Raw genomic sequence first — 16,126 nt, forward strand, 5'->3', positions numbered from 1 at the left:
AGAGGCCCGGTCTCCAGCACGACGGAGGTGAGACCCATGAGTTCGACTCCGGCCATCGGCCGCATCCCGGTGCGGGACGTCCGCCCGGCGGTGGACTGCGGAAGGCACCCGGCCAAGGCGGTAGCGGGAGAGACGTTCGAGGTCAGCGCGACCGTGTTCCGTGAGGGGCACGACGCGGTCGCCGCCAACGTCGTACTGACCGATCCGGAGGGCCAGCACGGCCCATGGACGCCGATGCGGGAACTCTCCCCCGGCTCCGACCGCTGGGGCGCCGAGGTCACGCCCACCTCCGTGGGCCAGTGGACGTACCGGGTGGAGGCCTGGAGCGACCCGGTGTCCACCTGGCGGCGGACCGCCCGCATCAAGGTCCCGGCGGGCATCGACACCGGCCTGGTCCTGGAGGAGGGCGGCGACCTCCATGAGCGGCTGGCCGCCGGGGTCCCCGAGGGCCCATGGCGTGCGGCGGTGCTGGCAGCGGCGGCGACCCTGCGCGACGACTCGTTGCCGGTCGCCACCCGGTTGGCGGCGGCGTTGACGCCGGAGGTGGACGCGGTGCTGGCCCGGCATCCGCTGCGCGAGTTCGTCACCGCCTCGCAGACCCTGCCGCTGCTGGTGGAACGCGAGCGCGCCCTGTACGGCGCCTGGTACGAGTTCTTCCCCCGCTCCGAGGGCACCCCCCAGACACCGCACGGCACCTTCCGCACCGCCGCCCGCCGGCTGCCGGCCATCGCCGCGATGGGCTTCGACGTGCTCTACCTGCCCCCCGTCCACCCCATCGGCACCACCTTCCGCAAGGGCCGCAACAACACCCTGTCCGCCGGCCCCGACGACGTCGGCGTGCCCTGGGCCATCGGCTCCCCCGAGGGCGGCCACGACAGCGTCCACCCCCAGCTGGGCACCCTCGACGACTTCGCCTGGTTCGTGCGCCAGGCCGCCGGACACGGCCTGGAGATCGCCCTCGACTTCGCCCTGCAGTGCTCCCCGGACCACCCCTGGGTGGCCAAACACCCCGAGTGGTTCCACCACCGCCCCGACGGCACCATCGCCTACGCCGAGAACCCGCCCAAGAAGTACCAGGACATCTACCCGATCGCCTTCGACGCCGACCTCGACGGGCTGATCACCGAAACCCTGCGCATCCTGCGGCTGTGGATGGACCTCGGCGTGCGGATCTTCCGGGTCGACAACCCCCACACCAAACCGGTCGTCTTCTGGCAGCGGGTGATCGCGCAGATCAACGCCACCGACCCCGACGTGATCTTCCTGGCCGAGGCGTTCACCCGCCCCGCCATGATGCGCACCCTGGCCCAGACCGGCTTCCAGCAGTCCTACACCTACTACACCTGGCGCACCGGCAAGCAGGAACTGACCGACTACCTGACCGAGCTGTCCGGCGAGACGGCCGCCTACATGCGGCCCAACTTCTTCGTCAACACCCCCGACATCCTGCACGAGTTCCTGCAGCACGGCGGCCGGCCCGCCTTCGAACTGCGCGCCGTGCTGGCCGCCACCCTCTCCCCCACCTGGGGCATCTACTCCGGCTACGAACTGTGCGAGAACACCCCCCTGCGCGAGGGCAGCGAGGAATACCTCGACTCCGAGAAGTACCAGCTCAAACCCCGCGACTGGGAGACGGCCGAACGCGAGGGCCGCACCATCACCCCCCTGATCACCAAACTCAACACCGTCCGGCGGCGGCATCCGGCTCTCCAGCGGCTGCGGAACCTGCGCTTCCACCCCACCGACAACGACATGGTCATCGCGTACAGCAAGACCACGGGCGCGGACACCGTCCTGGTGGTCGCCAACCTCGACCCTCACCACACCCAGGAGGCCACGGTCTCGTTGGACATGCCGCAACTCGGCCTGGAGTGGCACGCATTCATGTCCGCGCACGACGAACTGACGGGTGAGACCTATCACTGGGGCAGAACCAACTATGTGCGCCTGGATCCCGGGCGGGCCCCGGCACATGTGCTCCACGTCCAGCCGTCGTCCGCGTAGCCACTGATCGGAGAGTCACAGCGACATGTCTGTCAACCAGCCCGTCCCGGACACCTTCGAGGACACCCCCGCCAGGGACCGGGACCCGGAGTGGTTCAAGCGTGCGGTCTTCTACGAGGTCCTGGTCCGTTCCTTCCAGGACAGCAACGGCGACGGCGTCGGCGACCTCAAGGGCATCACCGCCAAGCTCGACTACCTGCAGTGGCTGGGCGTCGACTGCCTGTGGCTGCCTCCCTTCTTCAAGTCGCCCCTCAGGGACGGCGGTTACGACGTCTCGGACTACACGGCCGTCCTGCCGGAGTTCGGCGACCTCGCCGACTTCGTGGAGTTCGTCGACGCCGCCCACCAGCGCGGCATGCGCGTCATCATCGACTTCGTCATGAACCACACCAGCGACCAGCACCCGTGGTTCCAGGAGTCGAGGAAGGACCCCGACGGGCCCTACGGCGACTACTACATGTGGGCCGACGACGACAGGCAGTACGCCGACGCGCGGATCATCTTCGTCGACACCGAGGCCTCCAACTGGACCTTCGACCCGGTCCGGGGCCAGTACTTCTTCCATCGGTTCTTCTCCCACCAGCCCGATCTCAACTACGAGAACCCGGCGGTGCAGGAGGAGATCCTGGCCGCCCTGCGCTTCTGGCTGGACCTGGGCATCGACGGCTTCCGCCTGGACGCCGTGCCCTATCTGTACGCGTCCGAGGGCACCAACTGCGAGAACCTGCCCGCCACCCACGCGTTCCTCAGGCGCGTCCGCCGCGACATCGACACCCACTATCCGGACACGGTGCTGCTGGCGGAGGCCAACCAGTGGCCGGAGGACGTCGTCGACTACTTCGGCGACTACCAGTCCGGCGGCGACGAGTGCCATATGGCGTTCCACTTCCCGGTCATGCCGCGCATCTTCATGGCCGTACGACGCGAATCCCGCTACCCCGTCTCGGAGATCCTCGCCAAGACCCCGGCTATTCCCTCGGGCTGCCAGTGGGGCATCTTCCTGCGCAACCACGACGAGCTGACCCTCGAAATGGTCACCGACGACGAACGCGACTACATGTGGGCCGAATACGCGAAGGACCCGCGTATGCGCGCCAACATCGGCATCCGCAGGCGGCTCGCCCCGCTCCTGGACAATGACGAGAACCAGATCGAGCTGTTCACCGCCCTGCTGCTGTCCCTGCCCGGCTCGCCGATCCTCTACTACGGCGACGAGATCGGCATGGGCGACAACATCTGGCTCGGCGACCGCGACGCCGTACGCACCCCGATGCAGTGGACACCGGACCGCAACGCGGGTTTCTCGTCCTGTGATCCGGGCCGGCTGTCCCTGCCGCCCATCATGGACCCCGTCTACGGCTACCAGGTCACCAACGTCGAGGCCTCGATGGCCAATCCGTCCTCGCTGCTGCACTGGACCCGCCGGATGATCGAGATCCGCAAGCAGAACCCGGCCTTCGGCCTCGGCTCGTTCACGGAACTCCAGTCCTCCAACCCGGCGGTCCTGGCCTTCCTGCGCGAGTACGGGGACGACCTGGTGCTGTGCGTCAACAACTTCTCCCGGTTCGCGCAGCCCACCGAGCTCGACCTGCGCGCCTACGACGGGCGCCACCCCGTGGAGCTCATCGGCGGGGTGCGCTTCCCGGCCATCGGTGAGCTGCCGTACCTGCTGACACTGGCGGGCCACGGCTTCTACTGGTTCCGGCTCACCCGAGTCGCATCCCGCATCGGCCGACGGCCCTGAGCGTGAGGCGAGGAAAGGACGCGTCACCATGCAGAAGACCGCATCGCTCCGTCCCAGACGCAGCGTAGCCACCGGTCCCATGGCCTCGCTCGCCGGGCTGCTGCGCGAGTGGCTGCCCCAGCAGCGCTGGTTCGCGGGCAAGGACCGGCCCGTCACGGAGCTCGGCCTGCTGTCCGTGACCGAGCTGTTCCCGGGCTGTCTGCATCTGCTGGTGCACGCCGGTCCCACCGGGGTTCCCGCGCCCGGCGGTGCCGCGCCGGCCGGTGACTGCTACCAGTTGCTGCTCGGCGTGCGCAAACACCTGACGCCGAGGCTGGGCCGGGCCCTGATCGGCAGGGCGGAGGCGGGACCGCTGGCCGGTCTCATGGTGTACGACGCGCTGCAGGATCCGCGTTCGGCGCAGTTGCTCCTGGAGCGGCTGCGGCGCCCCGGTACCGCGGGCCCGCTGCGCTTCGAGGGCGACCCGTCCGTGCAGGTGCCCGCCGGGCTCGTGCCGCGGGTGCTGGAGGCCGAGCAGTCCAACTCCTCGCTGGTGTACGGCGACGCGTTCATCCTCAAGGTCTTCCGGCGCATCCAGCCCGGCGTCAACCCGGACCTGGAGGTGCCGGTAGCGCTCGCCGAGCAGGGCTGCGGGCGGGTGCCGGCGCCCGTGGCGTGGTTCCGTACGACGCATCCGCAGGAGGCGACGCTCGGCGTGCTGCAGCCGTTCCTGCCCGACGCCTCCGACGGCTGGGCGCTGGCCCTGCAGGCGCTCGCGGCCGGCGACGACTTCACCGTGCAGGCCCGCGAGCTGGGCCGGGCCACCGCGGACGTGCATCTCGCCCTGGCCGCGGCCTTCCCCGCCGGGGCCCACGACGAGAGCGCGAGCACGGCGGCGGCGATGGCCGAGCGCCTGGACTCCGCGGCGCGCTGCGTGCCCGCGCTGCGCCCCCACGTACCGGGGCTGCGGACCGCCTTCGGCGCGCTGGTCACCTGCGATCCCGGGCCGCCGGCCCAGCGCATCCACGGCGACCTGCACCTGGGCCAGGTGCTGCGGGCCGGCCGGGACTGGTTCGTCATCGACTTCGAGGGTGAGCCGTCCCGCACGCTCGCCGAGCGCCGCAGCGCCCAGTCCCCGGTGCGCGACATCGCGGGCATGCTGCGCTCCTTCGACTACGCCGCCCGCCAGCGCCGCCCCTGGCGCCCGGAGTGGGCCCGCCGCTGTCGCGAGGCCTACTGCGCGGGCTACGCCGAGCGGGCCGGCTGGGACCCGCGCAAGAAGCACGGCCTGCTGCGTGCCTATGAGACCGACCGAGCCGTGTACGAGGTCCTGTACGAAGCCCGGCACCGACCGGGCTGGCTCCCCGTACCCATGGCGGCGATCGAACGTCTCGCCGTAAGAGGAGGCTGAAGACGTGGCCCTGCGTGACACCTCGCTCCCGGAGCCGTCCGGTCCGCTCATCGCCAGGAGCACCGTCGCTCCTGCCCTGGACCCCGGCGAACGCGACCGCCTGCTCACCGGCCGGCACCACGATCCGCACGCGCTGCTGGGCGCCCACCCGGTCGCGGGCGGCATCGCCTTCCGCGCCCTGCGCCCGTACGCCCGCACGGTCAGTGTCGTCGTCGACGGGGAGCGGCGCCCGCTGACCTCGGAGGGCGACGGCCTGTTCTCCAGCGTGCTGCCCCTCGACACGATCCCCGAGTACACGCTGGTGGTCGGGTACGCCGACGGTGAGCACGAGACGGCGGACCCGTACCGCTTCCTGCCCGCGCTCGGCGAGCTCGACCTGCATCTCATCCGCGAGGGCCGGCACGAGCAGCTGTGGAAGGTGCTCGGCGCCGAGCCGATGACCCACGACGGGGTGGCGGGCACCCGGTTCACCGTGTGGGCGCCGAACGCCCAAGGGGTCAGGGTCGCCGGGGAGTTCACCTGCTGGGACGGGACGGCGCTGCCGATGCGGTCGCTGGGCGCGGCCGGGGTGTGGGAGCTGTTCGTGCCCGGTATCGGTGAGGGCGCCCGCTACAAGTTCGAGATCACCTCCCGTTACGGGGGCCGTTTCCTCAAGGCCGACCCGATGGCCCGCCGCACGGAGGTACCGCCCGCGACGGCGTCCGTGGTGACGGCCGCGCACTACGAGTGGGGCGACGCGGAGTGGATGGCACACCGTGGGGACATCCCGGTGCACGAGGCGCCCCTCTCGGTGTACGAGATCCATCTGCCGTCCTGGCGACCAGGGCTGACGTATCGTCAACTTGCTGAGCAGCTACCGGCGTACGTGAAGGATCTCGGTTTCACCCACGTCGAGCTGATGCCGGTCGCCGAGCACCCCTTCGGGCCCTCCTGGGGCTACCAGGTCACCTCCTACTACGCGCCGACCGCACGGCTCGGCAGCCCCGACGACCTCCGGCACCTGATCGACGCCCTGCATCAGGCGGGCATCGGCGTGATCATGGACTGGGTGCCCGCCCACTTCCCCAAGGACGACTGGGCGTTGGCGCGGTTCGACGGGGATCCGCTGTACGAGCCGGGGGACTCGCGGCGGGCCGAGCACCCGGACTGGGGGACCTACGAGTTCGACTTCGGACGCGTGGAGGTGCGCAACTTCCTTGTGGCGAACGCCGTTTACTGGTGCGAGGAGTTCCACATCGACGGCCTGCGGGTGGATGCCGTGGCCTCCATGCTCTACCTGGACTACTCACGCGACTCGGGCCAGTGGACGCCCAACGTGCACGGCGGGCGCGAGGACCTGGACGCGGTGGCGTTTTTGCAGGAGATGAACGCGACCGTGTACCGGCGGGCACCCGGTGTGGTGACCATCGCCGAGGAGTCGACGGCCTGGGACGGCGTGACGCGCCCCACCGAGAGCGGTGGTCTGGGCTTCGGGCTGAAGTGGAACATGGGCTGGATGCACGACTCGCTCGGCTACATGGAGCACGAGCCGGTGCACCGCAAGTACCACCACAACGAGATGACGTTCTCGATGGTGTACGCCTACAGCGAGAACTACGTCCTGCCCATCTCGCACGACGAAGTGGTCCACGGCAAGCAGTCACTGGTGTCGAAGATGCCGGGCGACTGGTGGCAGCAGCGCGCCAACCACCGCGCGTACCTGGGCTTCATGTGGGCCCACCCCGGCAAGCAACTCCTGTTCATGGGACAGGAGTTCGCCCAGGGATCGGAATGGTCACAGGCACACGGCCCGGACTGGTGGCTGGTCTCTTCCGGCTACGGCGCCGAGCCTGATCACCGCGGTGTCAGGGACCTGGTCCGCGACCTCAACTCCCTCTACCGGGGCACACCGGCGCTGTGGCAGCAGGACACCCGGCCGTCCGGTTTCCAGTGGGTGATGGGGGACGCCGCCGAGGACAACGTCTTCGCGTTCCTGAGGTTCGCCGCCGACGGCACCCCGCTGCTGGCGGTCTCCAACCTCTCCCCCGTCGTCCGCCACGACTATCGCCTGTGGGCGCCCGACTCCGTTCCCGCCTGGCGGGAGGCCCTCAACACCGACGCCGCGCGCTACGGCGGAGGCGACGTGACCAACCCGGACGATCTCAAGGTGGAGGAGGGCGGGATCACCCTCACGCTGCCGCCGCTCGCCACCGTGTGGCTGGCCCCGTTGGAGTGACGATCAGCGGGTACTCGGTGGCATCGTAACCATGGCGATGTCACAGAGAGGGCGGCCTCAGGTGCGGACCGTCGGAGTGGAGGAGGAACTCCTCCTCGTGGACTCGGAGACCGGTGAACCGAAGGCGCTGTCCGCCGCGGTACTGGCCCGGGCGGAGCAGGACGACACCGACGAGGGGGTGTTCGAGAAGGAGCTCTACGGCCAGATGCTGGAGTTCGCCACGCATCCCCAGGCCGAGATGGCGGACCTGAGCGCGGAGATCGTCCGTTGCCGCAAGGAGGCGGCGCGGCACGCCGGGGAGATCGGGTGCACGGTGGCCGCCCTCGCCAGTTCGCCGCTGCCGGTGAGCCCGACGGTCGGGAAGGGCAGCCGCTACCAGTGGATGGTGGAGCAGTACGGTCTCGCCGCCCAGGAACAGCTGGTGTGCGGCTGCCACGTCCACGTGGCCGTCGACTCCGACGAGGAGGGCGTCGCGGTCCTCGACCGCATCCGGCCCTGGCTTTCGGTGATCGCGGCGCTCAGTGTCAACTCCCCTTTCTGGCAGGGCAAGGACAGCCGCTACGACAGCTACCGCAGCCGCGTGTGGCAGCGTTGGCCCTCGGCCGGGCCGACCGAGCTGTTCGGGTCGGCCGAGCGCTACCACCGGCGCGTGGCGGACATGGTCGCGAGCGGGGTGATCCTCGACGAGGGGATGATCTACTTCGACGCGCGCCTGTCCCGGACGTATCCGACGGTGGAGGTCCGCGTCGCGGACGTGTGCCTGCACGCCGACACGGCCGTCCTCGTCGCTCTGCTGACCCGGGGCCTGGTGGAGACGGCCGCGCGCGAGTGGCGGGCGGGCCACGAGCCGGCCGACCACAGCGTCAGCCTGCTCCGGTTGGCCGCCTGGCAGGCCGCGCGCTCCGGTCTCGCCGAGGAGCTGCTGCACCCCGCGACCATGCGCCGGCTGCCCGCCGAGACCGTGGTGCGGGCGCTGCTGGAACACGTCGGCGAGGCGCTCGCCGACAGCGGTGACCTGGAGCGCGCCGAGGCGACCTGTGCCCGGCTGCTGAACGGCGGTACGGGCGCGCGGATTCAGCGCGATCTGTTCGCACGGACCGACAGTCTGCGGGACGTTGTCACGACGTGCGTGCGACATACACAGGAGTAGTCATCACGGAACCGCAACTTCCCAGGTTCCGGTCACCATCCGCCCTGAGCTGGGCTAGATTCGAGCACCGTCGACAACGGAACTCGTCGGCATGGTCACCCTCCGTACAGCTCAGGAGCAGCGCATGCGCGACTTCGCCCTCGCTCCCCCCACCGTCTCCGCCCTGACCGGCGGGCTGGCCGACAGCATCTTCGACACGGCAGCCCTGAACCCCACTCTCCCGTTGCTCGCGCGCCGGCGCGCCCCCTCCTCCGCCGCCTGGGAGGAGGTCACCGCCGTGGAAGTGCGCGACGAGGTCGTGGAGCTGGCGAAGGGACTGATCGCGTCCGGCGTTTCACCGGGCACCCGCGTGGCGATCATGGCGCGTACCCGTTACGAGTGGACGGTGCTCTCCTACGCCCTGTGGGCGGTGGGCGCCGAGGTAGTCCCGATCTATCCGACGTCCTCGCGCGACCAGGTGGAGTGGATCCTGAGGGACGCCGGCTGCGTGGCGGTGCTGGTGGAGGACGAGCAGGCGGTGATGACGGTCGGCTCCGTGTGCGGGGCGTTGCCGCTGCTGCGCCACGTCTGGCAGTTGGACGCGGGGGCGCTGGACGATGTGGTGGCGCGGGGCAGGTTCATCCCGATCGCCACGGTCGACTCGCTGCGCCGTATCGTGCTGCCGGACTCCACCGCCGCCATCACCTACACCTCCGGCACGACCGGTCATCCCCTGGGCTGCGCGCTGAGCCACCGCAACCTGGCGCACCCCGCCCACACGCTGCTCGCGGGCTGGGGACACACGGTGGTGCCGCCCGGCGGGCAACAGGCGTCGGTCCTTGCCTTCCTGCCGTTCTCTCATGTGTACGGCCTCATGGTGCAGAGCCTGTGCATCCGCGGCGGGATGATGATGGGCCACGAGCCGGACCTGAGCGAGGAGGCGCTGTCGGCAGCGCTGCGTTCCTTCCGTCCCACCTATGTCTGCGCCGTCCCCTCCCTCTTCGAGCGGATCTACAAGAACTTTCTGCGCGCCGCCCAGGAGGCGGGCCGCGGTGCCCTGTTCGAACGGGCCGCGGACACGGCGCGGGATTTCGCCGCGGCCCTCGAACGGCACCGACTGGGCGGCGGTTCGGGTCCCGGCTTCGATCTCCGCCTGCAGCACGCCCTGTTCGAGCGCACGGTGTACCGCAAGCTGCGCGCCGCGCTCGGCGGCCGGGTGTGCCGGGCGTCGTCCGGCGGCTCGACCCTCAGCCGCGAACTGTCCCTCTTCTTCGAGGGGATCGGCATCTACGTCAACGACGGGTACGGACTCACCGAGGTCGGCGGCGGTGTCACCGCACAGCCGCTGGGCCGGGAGATGTCGGGGACGGTCGGGCAGGCCCTGCCGGGCACGGACATCAGGGTGGCCGACGACGGCGAGATCCTGGTGCGCGGGCCGTCGGTGTTCCAGGGCTACATCAACAACGACGAGGCGACGCGGGCCGCGCTGCGCGGCGGCTGGCTGGCCACCGGGGACCTGGGGCGGCTGGACCCCGAGGGCTATCTGACGATCACCGGCCGCAAGAAGGACATCATCGTCACCAGCGGCGGCAAGAGCGTCGCCCCGGCCGCACTGGAACAGCGCCTGAGAATGCACCCGCTGATCCATCAGGCGGTCGTCGTGGGCGACAACCGGCCCTGTGTGGGGGCCCTGATCACCCTCGACCCGCAGTTTCTGGCGTACTGGCGCGGTTCGCTGGCGCTGCAGAGCGACTCGCCGAGCCGGGAGGCCCGCGAGGACAACGCGCTGCGGGAGGAGATCGGACGGGCTGTTGCCGCCGCCAACAGCGCGGTGTCGCGCTCGGAGTCGATCCGGGTCTTCCGCGTCCTGGCGGAGCAGTTCGACATGTCCAACGGGCTGCTCACGCCGTCCATGAAGCTGCGCCGGGACGCGATCGTGCGGCACTACGCGTTCGAGATCGACGCGATGTACCAGGCACGCACGCGCGCTGGGCGGCAGACCGTGCCGGACGAACTGGCGGGCTGGGACGACGCGGACAACGTGTTCCGGTGAGTGCGCATGACCTTCTGTGGCCGGCCCAGCCGTACCACTTGCCGCTTCTGGCATGCGTAGCATCCGCCGGCTTGGGAACGTGGACAGTCCATGGTTGTGAGAGCAAGGACGACAGAGCTGTAGACACGGGGGCTGGACAGGTGACATGCCGACCGAGCCGTATGAGGACATGACGTTCGCTCCCGGGGAGATCCCCGAGCGAGTCACTCGCTTCCCCGGCGAGTTGCGCAACGTGACAGACGCCCGCCTGGACGCGGAGCAGTTTCTCGACGATCTCGCGGAGGTGACACCTCCGGCGACACCGGAGCACTGGGACGACATTCTCCTGGCCGTCACGGAACTCGCCGCCAATGCGATCCAGTACGCGCCGGGACCCTTCGAGCTGAGGATGCGCAGGACCGTCGACGGCGTCCATGTGGTCATGGCCGACACGAGTTCCGTCCCGCCGGCACCGCGCCCCTTCCGCCCCGACGGAGGCGGCGGCGGGGTCGGCTGGCATCTCCTGCACGCGCTGTGCAGCCAGATCAGTGTCACCACGAACGACAAGGGGAAGGGCATTCACGTCTTCCTGCCCTGGTGAGATCCCGGCGGCTCAGGCCGGCTGCTCGGCAGTCCGCCGGTGCCGGTCCGCGGGACGCAGCGGCACCAGCAGGCCGATCGTCTTTCCGCCGCCACGCCGCTTCTCGATGGTGATCTCCCGTGCCAGACGGATGATCAGCGGCCAGCCGTACCCGTGGCCGTGGTGCGCCACCGGCAGGGCGCCGGATCCGTACGCCGTGTCCGGCACCACGTCGCTGTTGTCCTGGACGGAGATCCAAACTCCGTCGGAGGTGGGAGTGACGTCGAACCCGGCGAGTCCGTCGCCGTGCCGGATCGCGTTGGTGACGAGTTCGGACACGACGAGCAGCAGATCGATGACGTCTTCCTCGCATGCCGTGCCGATGGCCGGCTCCCACTGCTCCCGGACGACCGACCGCGCATGTGCGCGTGCCGCCGCGGCGGTCGTCACCTGGACCGTGACCCGTGTCCTGCCGAGCCGGCTCACCGCTTCTTCACCACCAACAGCCCTCCATGCCGCGGTCGACCGGTGCCGCCGCGCGCGGCGGCACCGGCTACCTGTCCCACAGCAGCTGTTACCCGGTTCGAACGTTCGCATTCGGTACGACGTGTCACAGGACGCGGCACACGGCTCGTGTGCATGCCATGCGCGATCACGGGTAACCGCGCATGGCTGCCGTAGTTGTCGTCAGCGGTCGTAGTCGTCGTTGTTGTTGGAGGTAGACGTGTCCGTTGCCCAGAACCCGTTGTCCGTGGAGGTCAGCCTGCCCGCCCAGGACGTGGCCCTGATCGCGGTCGAGGGCTACTTGGACGTCGACACCGCGACGGAGTTCCAGCACCATCTGGCCAACCAGCTGCATCACGGCCGCCGCCACTTTCTGCTGGACCTCTCGAACGTGCCTTTCATGGACTCCTCGGGCATGAGCATCATCCTGCGCATCTACCAGGAGACCCGCGAGCTTCCCGGGAGCGTCCACATCATCTCCCCCACGCCCGCCGTGCAGCGGATTCTCGACCTCACGGGCGTCAGCATCACGGTGCCGGTGTCGGAAAGCGCCGAGGAGGCACTCGCCCGCATCATCCAGGCCCAGTGACACGGGGCCGCCGGCGCGGTTTCGGAAGCTCGATCGATTTGTTTCCCTTCCCCGGTGCGTTTCGGAACTCCGGCGGGCATGGTTGTGCTCGACGCGTTCGTCTGCATGCCGTGCCCAGCTGGCGGAACGGCTGAGGTAACGGTGGGATCGATGTGGTGCGCACAGAGATCCAGGGCAGTCGAAGGGCGTCGGTTGCAGACCGCCTGGAGCCGCAGAGAGGGATGAACACCGTGACACGACCCAGGATCCTGGTGGTTGGGGCAGGCTTCGCCGGTGTGGGATGCGTCCGCCGGCTGGAGCGGAAACTCGCGCCCGACGAAGCGGACGTCACCCTGGTGACGCCGTTCTCCTATCAGCTCTATCTGCCCCTGCTGCCCCAGGTGGCCTCCGGGGTGCTGACGCCCCAGTCGGTCGCCGTCTCGCTGCGGCGCAGCAAGAAGTACCGCACCCGGATCATTCCGGGCGGCGCCATCGGCGTGGACCTCAAGGCCAAGGTCTGCGTCATCCGCACCATCACCGACCAGATCGTCAACGAGCCGTACGACTACATCGTGCTGGCCCCCGGCAGCATCACCCGTACCTTCGACATCCCGGGGCTCACCGAGCACGCGTACGGCATGAAGACCCTTGCCGAGGCCGCCTACATCCGCGACCACGTCATCTCCCAGCTCGACCTGGCCGACGCGAGCGACGACCCGGCGGAGCGCGCCTCGCGCCTGCAGTTCGTCGTGGTCGGCGGCGGGTACGCCGGCACCGAGACCGCGGCCTGTCTGCAGAAGCTGACGCACAGCGCGGTCAAGCGCTACCCCCGCATCGCCCCCGGATCGATCAAGTGGCATCTCATCGACATCGCCCCGAAGCTGATGCCGGAGCTGGGCGACAAGCTCGGCCGCAGCGCGCAGGAGATCCTGGGACGGCGCGGCATCGACGTGTCGTTGGGCGTCTCCATCGCGAAGGCGGGACCCGAGGAGGTCACCTTCACCGACGGCCGCGTGGTGCCCACCCGCACCCTGATCTGGACCGCGGGTGTCGTCGCCAGCCCGCTCATCGCGACGCTCGGCGCGGAGACGGTGCGGGGCCGGCTCGCGGTGAACGCCGAGATGAACCTGCCGGGCCAGGACGGAGTGTTCGCGCTCGGCGATGCAGCGGCCGTGCCCGACAAGGCCAAGGACGACGGGAGCTCCGTCTGCCCGCCCACTGCCCAGCACGCGATGCGGCAGGGCAAGCACGTCGCCGACAACGTGGTCGCGACCCTGCGCAACCAGCCGCTGGCCCCATACGTCCACAAGGACCTCGGCCTCGTCGTCGACCTCGGCGGCAAGGACGCCGTCTCCAAGCCGCTCGGCATCGAACTGCGCGGTGTACCCGCTCAGGCCGTCGCCCGCGGCTACCACTGGTCCGCTCTGCGCACGAACGTCGCCAAAACGCGCGTACTGACGAACTGGGTCCTCAACGCGCTCGCCGGCGACGACTTCGTCCGTACCGGCTTCCAGGCCCGCAAGGCCGCCAGGCTGAAGGACTTCGAGTTCACCGACGCCTATATGACACCGGAACAGGTGCGGGCCCATGTCGAGGGGACGGGCCGTGTCGAGGGGACGGACCGTAAGGACGCGTGAGGCCGGTGCAGGCCGTCTTGTCGCGCCGTGACATCCTGAGATCCGGATCATGACGTGAAACGGGAGTGAGTACGACGGCGTGAGGGCAGCGGGTGGATCGGTCCGGGGACGGCTGGGCGATCTCGTCGCGGCCGACGATCCCGGGTTGCTGCGGTTGGCCGCGGGCCTGCGGACGGTGGCCGCCATCGCCCTCACGCTGACCGTGCTCTCCCTGCTGGGAGCCGATGTGCGCCTGCTGGTGGCGGGTGCCATCGCGGCCATGGTCTCCACCTTCGCCATCCGGGAGAAGCAGCGTGCCGCGCAGGCCGTCACGCTGGCACTGGGCCTCGCGGTGGCGCTCGCCTCGGTGTCGCTGGCCGCGCTCCTGCACTCCCGGGTCGTGGGCGGTGACCTGTTCTTCGTCGTCCTCATCTTCTGTGCCGTCTACATCCGGCGGTTCGGCGACCGGGGCACCGCGCTCGGGCTGATCGGCTTCCAGGTGTACTTCATGTCCCTGTTCGTCGGCGCGAGCCTGTCGGGGCTGCCGAAGCTGTGGGGCGTGGTCGCCGTCGCGGTGGCGTCCAGCGCCCTGGTGCGCTTCGTGGTCGTACCAGAGACGCCCACGGGGATCCTGGAACGGCTGCGCGACGCCTTCCGCGCCCGGCTGGCGCAGCTCGTGACCGCGCAGCTGGGCCTGCTCGACGCCGGGCCGGACGACATCGACAAAGCGCTCCAGGACGTACGCGACGGCACCGCACGTCTGCACGACACGGCCATGATGATCCAGGGCAGGCTTGAGGAGGGAACCTCCGACGAGGCCGCGGCGCGGCTCGTGCAGCGCCGGATCGCGGACGCCGAGATCGCCGCCGAACGCCTGGGCCTGCTGTTGCTCACCGCCCGCAGCGCCGAGCGGGCGGACACGCTGACCCTGCATCTGCCGGGCGCGCCCGTCCCGCCGGGCGGCCATCGTCCGGTGCCCGACGAGGCGACCGCCACGTTGCACCGCGACCTGGAGGCACTGCGCCTGCTGGTTGTGCGGCCCGTGTCCGTGGGCACCGGGGCCGGCCTGGCCCATCTGCGCAACCGGCTCCTCGGCTACCGCGACGAGGAGAACCTCCCGAAGGCCTCGCCCGCCGTGCAGGACGTGTTCCGCGGCATCGGCGAGGCCGCCCGCGCGGTGCTCGGGCTGCGGATCGCGCTCGGCGGGCCGCAGGACGACTCGGACGACACCCCGTCGACGGCCCGTTCACGCGAGGAGCTGGACGCCGAGGACGCGGTGATCGATGCGGGAGACGAGGCCGCGGAGGAGACGGCGACGGGACTGGACAGGCCCACCACCCGCGCCGCCGTGCAGGTCGCGGTGGGGTCGTCGCTGGCCATCGTGGGCGGTGAGTTCCTCTCCGGCCAGCGCTGGTACTGGGCGGTGCTGACCTGCTGGATCGTGTTCATCAACACCGCCTCGACCGGCGAGATCCTCGTCAAGGGCTACCGGCGGCTGCTGGGCACCGTACTGGGCGTCGTGGCCGGCCTGCTGCTCGCGGGCCTCGTCGGACACCACACCTGGACGGCGTTCGCGCTGGTGCTGCTGTGCGTGTTCGCGATGTTCTACACGGCGCCGCTGTCGTACACGCTGATGTCCTTCTTCGTGACCGCCGCGCTGGGTGTGCTGTACACGCTGCTGCACACCTACAGCCTGTCGGTGCTGGTGCTGCGGGTGGAGGAAACGGCGCTCGGCGCGGCCTGCGGGATCATCGCGGCGGCGTTCGTCCTGCCGGTGCACACGGACCGCCGTACCAACGACCTCCTCGTCACCGTGCTGGACCGGCTCGCCGACGTCACCGACGCCGCGGTCGACCAGCTCAGCGGCGGTGACCCGGCCGAGCTGCTCGACAAGGCGCGCGATCTGGACCAGGCGCTGGCCGACCTGCGCGCCGCCACCCAGCCGCTCACCCACCCGGTCACTCCGATGCGGGCGCGGCGCAACACCGCCCGCTATCTCGTGGCGCTCCTGGAGACCTGCGCGTACCACGCGCGTTCGCTGGCCGCGATGGCCGAGCTGCTGCCCACGCATCCCTCGATCGCGGCGGATCCCCGTCTGCGGCGGGCCGGGCAGCGCATTCTGGGCAACATCGGGGCGATCGCCGCGCGGGTCGCCGACGAGCGGGCCGCCGTCGAGGTCGAGACCGGGGCGAGCATCGCGGCGCTCCTGGAGTCGGAGCTGCCCGGCACCTCGCGATACGGGCGCATCACGGACCGGGTTCTCAGGCATCTGCAGCGCCTCGACGAGGCGGTGGTGGGCCTGGCCCGGCCGCTGGAGGTGCCGGTGGCGGCGCCGAAGCGGTGA

11 protein-coding genes are annotated in these 16,126 nt (G+C 70.2%); 10 read left to right on the forward strand and 1 reads right to left on the reverse strand.

Going from position 1 to position 16,126, the window contains the following annotated elements; genetic code table 11:
• Positions 1-36 precede the first annotated feature (36 nt).
• The 7 genes from OOK07_RS02010 to OOK07_RS02040 all read left to right on the forward strand — a co-directional run bounded on the left by OOK07_RS02010 (position 37) and on the right by OOK07_RS02040 (position 11,115).
• On the forward strand, positions 37-2,004 hold the full coding sequence (locus OOK07_RS02010; protein ID WP_266676271.1) for an alpha-1,4-glucan--maltose-1-phosphate maltosyltransferase: 1,968 nt from the start codon (positions 37-39) through the stop codon (positions 2,002-2,004).
• Between the two features lie 25 nt (positions 2,005-2,029).
• A complete protein-coding gene (treS, locus tag OOK07_RS02015; RefSeq protein WP_266676273.1) occupies positions 2,030-3,748 on the forward strand; it encodes a maltose alpha-D-glucosyltransferase in 1,719 nt (572 codons plus the stop codon).
• Positions 3,749-3,776: 28 nt separating this feature from the next.
• Positions 3,777-5,138, forward strand: a complete 1,362-nt coding sequence (locus OOK07_RS02020) for a maltokinase N-terminal cap-like domain-containing protein (protein ID WP_266794779.1) — start codon at positions 3,777-3,779, stop codon at positions 5,136-5,138.
• A 4-nt stretch (positions 5,139-5,142) separates the two neighbouring features.
• The gene (gene glgB / locus OOK07_RS02025; RefSeq protein WP_266794780.1) at positions 5,143-7,353 is read left to right on the forward strand and encodes a 1,4-alpha-glucan branching protein GlgB; all 2,211 of its coding nucleotides are present in this window, start codon (positions 5,143-5,145) and stop codon (positions 7,351-7,353) included.
• 61 nt (positions 7,354-7,414) lie between these two features.
• Positions 7,415-8,503 (forward strand): glutamate--cysteine ligase 2, encoded by a 1,089-nt coding sequence (locus OOK07_RS02030; protein WP_266801871.1) that lies wholly within the window; start codon positions 7,415-7,417, stop codon positions 8,501-8,503.
• 124 nt (positions 8,504-8,627) lie between these two features.
• Positions 8,628-10,535 carry an AMP-dependent synthetase/ligase gene (locus tag OOK07_RS02035; protein ID WP_266676280.1) on the forward strand — a complete coding sequence of 636 codons (1,908 nt, stop codon included), beginning with the start codon at positions 8,628-8,630 and terminating at the stop codon, positions 10,533-10,535.
• A gap of 145 nt (positions 10,536-10,680) precedes the next feature.
• Positions 10,681-11,115, forward strand: a complete 435-nt coding sequence (locus OOK07_RS02040) for an ATP-binding protein (RefSeq protein WP_266676282.1) — start codon at positions 10,681-10,683, stop codon at positions 11,113-11,115.
• Between the two features lie 12 nt (positions 11,116-11,127).
• Here OOK07_RS02040 and OOK07_RS02045 read toward each other — a convergent pair whose 3' ends face one another.
• On the reverse strand, positions 11,128-11,580 hold the full coding sequence (locus OOK07_RS02045) for an ATP-binding protein (RefSeq protein ID WP_266676284.1): 453 nt from the start codon (positions 11,578-11,580) through the stop codon (positions 11,128-11,130).
• 238 nt (positions 11,581-11,818) lie between these two features.
• Here OOK07_RS02045 and OOK07_RS02050 point away from each other — a divergent pair, with 238 nt between their 5' ends.
• The 3 genes from OOK07_RS02050 to OOK07_RS02060 all read left to right on the forward strand — a co-directional run bounded on the left by OOK07_RS02050 (position 11,819) and on the right by OOK07_RS02060 (position 16,126).
• Entirely contained in the window at positions 11,819-12,187 is a 369-nt protein-coding gene (locus tag OOK07_RS02050) for an STAS domain-containing protein (RefSeq protein WP_266676286.1), read from the forward strand.
• Between the two features lie 221 nt (positions 12,188-12,408).
• Complete coding sequence (locus tag OOK07_RS02055; protein ID WP_266676288.1) at positions 12,409-13,803, forward strand: NAD(P)/FAD-dependent oxidoreductase; 1,395 nt, start codon at positions 12,409-12,411, stop codon at positions 13,801-13,803.
• A gap of 79 nt (positions 13,804-13,882) precedes the next feature.
• A complete protein-coding gene (locus OOK07_RS02060; RefSeq protein ID WP_266794781.1) occupies positions 13,883-16,126 on the forward strand; it encodes an FUSC family protein in 2,244 nt (747 codons plus the stop codon).

Source organism: Streptomyces sp. NBC_00078 (assembly GCF_026343335.1).
Lineage (GTDB): Bacteria > Actinomycetota > Actinomycetes > Streptomycetales > Streptomycetaceae > Streptomyces.

Bases quoted from the DNA above. Each gene is read 5' to 3' on its own strand.
- OOK07_RS02010 (WP_266676271.1), top strand. From the start codon at position 37: ATGAGTTCGACTCCGGCCATCGGCCGCATCCCGGTGCGGGACGTCCGC.
- OOK07_RS02040 (WP_266676282.1), top strand. From the start codon at position 10,681: ATGCCGACCGAGCCGTATGAGGACATGACGTTCGCTCCCGGGGAGATC.
- OOK07_RS02055 (WP_266676288.1), top strand. From the start codon at position 12,409: ATGAACACCGTGACACGACCCAGGATCCTGGTGGTTGGGGCAGGCTTC.
- OOK07_RS02035 (WP_266676280.1), top strand. From the start codon at position 8,628: ATGCGCGACTTCGCCCTCGCTCCCCCCACCGTCTCCGCCCTGACCGGC.
- treS (WP_266676273.1), top strand. From the start codon at position 2,030: ATGTCTGTCAACCAGCCCGTCCCGGACACCTTCGAGGACACCCCCGCC.
- OOK07_RS02020 (WP_266794779.1), top strand. From the start codon at position 3,777: ATGCAGAAGACCGCATCGCTCCGTCCCAGACGCAGCGTAGCCACCGGT.